Genomic DNA, 1,856 nt, shown 5'->3' on the forward strand with positions numbered 1-1,856 from the left:
CATCGTTGGCGCTCCTTCAGCTTCGTGATCAACGTTCAGATCGTCTATCGGTGGACTTGATCAGATGTTCCCTAGGTGCGGACCGCTTAGTAACGTCCGCCACCAAAGCCACCATTCCCGTAGCCAACATCCGTACGCTTGCTAGCGCTGTACCCGGCCGCGCTGTAACCACCATGGCCTGCACCCTCGTCGCGGGGCCGCGCGAGGTTCACGACGATCGTGCGCCCATCAACGGACATCCCGTTCAATGCACTGATCGCAGCTTGGGCAACCTCAGCGGATGCCATTTCGACAAAGCCAAAACCCTTGGAGCGGCCAGTTTCGCGGTCCATCATGACCTTTGCAGAACGGACACCGCCAAACTCGGCAAAGTTGCTCTCGAGGCTGTCATCGGTCACGGAGAAGGGCAGGTTGCCCACGTAGATTTTTTTGCTCATGAAAAGAGCCTTTCAAAAATAGGTACCAAGCGAAGCTTCGTGCGTTGCGCAGGTGGGCAACGCGCGAACTCGCAGCGACAGTTCGGTATCGCTGCGATCTGTAGTTGCAATTCAGGTTGTGAGAGCGTGGGGCATGCTTGTCTGCAACCAGCCCTGCGTCACTGCAACAAGGCGGGCAGCCTCGCGTGATCTAAAAGCTTGTGCCAAATGAAAGACACCACATTCGCTGGCATTGCCCCGCAAAGGGTGGACCGAGAAGGAGGCGCGATAGCGCCCACATTCAGTCTGGTGTGTCGTGGGCGAAACGACAAAGTTGCCCATGGAAATAGCAATATTGGAAATCTAATACATTCGGGAACGCAAGCTTGCAAGCCTGTGCTGAGCTTCCGAGAACTCTGCTGGCTGCAGCTCTACAGACCATCAGGGCGACCAAGGTCGCAAATTTGCCGTGCCCGCGGCACGACCGCCAGAGCACGCATGCGGTAGTCACAAAGATTGTGACCACTGCAACGCTTCTATTATATCACTGAAACGCATTTAAAAAGCCAATCGGGTGTGGATTCCGATGTAACGGGAGGGGTTCGTCTGGCTCGGATCAAGCATCGGTTCGCGCGATTTCCTAAGTGTCATTACCCACGTCATATGCATGGCCTGAGAGGTTCCATAGCTCGTGGAGTAGAGTGCGTAGACCTCAACACGGGCCCGCAAGGGAAGGACAAAATGACCACACCGGAAGAGGCAACGGCTTCAGCAGCAAACTTCCTCGGTACGGAAATGGCGCTCGCTGCCGCTTTGCGGGCGATTATCAAAACTCATCCGCACCCTAAATTGCTGGCGCAAGAATTAGCGCAGCAGCGGCAATTTTCGCAGGCCCATTTGGAAGCAAGCCCAGTACCTGACAAGGCGCTTTTAGGTTTTGAATTGACGTGGGCGATGATCCTTCACCAAGATCCCGCCCAAGACGTCAAGCTTGTTTCAGCATCCTGAACGTCTTGCAACCGCTAATGCCTTGCGAAACGAACCTGAACTGATGCCAAATTCCTATCGCCGACTTGCGGTGTTTGTAGACCGTCCGAGCTCCGGTCACTTCGTTTGGATCCTGTTGGAGAGTACCGACGACCCAGCAGTGTGGCTGGACCTTGAGACCTCGGACGGAATATTTGACACGTGGCATGAAGCCTACAACGCAGGCAACGTCGCGCTCTTGGCTCATGTCGCTGATGAACGTGCAGGTCCAGAGGCACCCCAAGCCTGAGGTTGTCCACCTGAATTCGCCTTGCGACAGTCGAGGCGCGCCCACCTACCGGTGTAGAAGGCGGCCGGCTCATCGTTGAAACAGCAGTCTAGGGAACGTCTGATCAAGTCGTAAATTGGCTTGTCGGCGATGGTGCGTGTTTGGCCTGTTGCGCTCGCAGGCTC

3 protein-coding genes are annotated in these 1,856 nt (G+C 55.7%); 1 reads left to right on the forward strand and 2 read right to left on the reverse strand.

Features of this window, described 5'->3' with window-relative positions; all coding sequences use genetic code 11:
- Window positions 1–86 precede the first annotated feature (86 nt).
- Together AB6807_RS39330 and AB6807_RS39335 are read right to left on the reverse strand one after the other, a co-directional pair.
- On the reverse strand, window positions 87–437 hold the full coding sequence (locus AB6807_RS39330) for an RNA recognition motif domain-containing protein (RefSeq protein ID WP_371088806.1): 351 nt from the start codon (window positions 435–437) through the stop codon (window positions 87–89).
- A 111-nt stretch (window positions 438–548) separates the two neighbouring features.
- Window positions 549–758, reverse strand: a complete 210-nt coding sequence (locus AB6807_RS39335) for a hypothetical protein (protein ID WP_371088807.1) — start codon at window positions 756–758, stop codon at window positions 549–551.
- A gap of 399 nt (window positions 759–1,157) precedes the next feature.
- On the opposite strand from AB6807_RS39335, the gene AB6807_RS39340 reads away from it, so the two are divergent.
- Window positions 1,158–1,424: a hypothetical protein gene (locus tag AB6807_RS39340; RefSeq protein WP_371088808.1), complete on the forward strand. Its 267-nt coding sequence runs from the start codon at window positions 1,158–1,160 to the stop codon at window positions 1,422–1,424.
- Window positions 1,425–1,856 lie beyond the last annotated feature (432 nt).

Origin of the sequence: Variovorax sp. RCC_210 (assembly GCF_041355175.1) — a bacterium.
Classification (GTDB): Bacteria; Pseudomonadota; Gammaproteobacteria; order Burkholderiales; family Burkholderiaceae_C; genus Variovorax.

Excerpts from the sequence above, each read along its gene's own strand:
- AB6807_RS39330 (WP_371088806.1), bottom strand. The coding sequence starts at position 437 with ATGAGCAAAAAAATCTACGTGGGCAACCTGCCCTTCTCCGTGACCGAT.
- AB6807_RS39335 (WP_371088807.1), bottom strand. The coding sequence starts at position 758 with ATGGGCAACTTTGTCGTTTCGCCCACGACACACCAGACTGAATGTGGG.
- AB6807_RS39340 (WP_371088808.1), top strand. The coding sequence starts at position 1,158 with ATGACCACACCGGAAGAGGCAACGGCTTCAGCAGCAAACTTCCTCGGT.